At 67.4% G+C, this 261-nt stretch carries 1 protein-coding gene; it reads left to right on the top strand.

The genetic code is table 11. The features are described 5' to 3' along the window. On the top strand, window positions 1–261 hold a 261-nt coding region (locus F0Q45_RS27240; RefSeq protein WP_149656728.1), incomplete at both ends, for an AMP-binding protein.

The raw sequence follows: 261 nt of genomic DNA, 5'->3' as shown, positions 1-261 counted from the left end.
TGGTTGCGGCCGGTGCCGGTGGGGGTGGCCGGGGAATTGTATGTGGCCGGGGCGGGGGTGGGTGTGGGGTATTGGCGGCGGCCCGGTTTGACCGCATCACGGTTTGTGGCCTGCCCGTTCGGAGGGAGCCAAGCCCACGGACAACGGATGTATCGCACCGGCGACATCGCCCGCTGGGGCGCCGACGGCCAACTGCACTACCTAGGCCGCACCGACGAACAAGTCAAAATCCGCGGCTACCGCATCGAATGCGCCGAAATC

Source organism: Mycobacterium simiae, assembly GCF_008370645.1.
GTDB lineage: Bacteria > Actinomycetota > Actinomycetes > Mycobacteriales > Mycobacteriaceae > Mycobacterium > Mycobacterium simiae_A.
The sequence above is the reverse complement of the archived record's forward strand: the minus strand, read 5'-3'. Positions and strand labels throughout refer to the sequence as shown.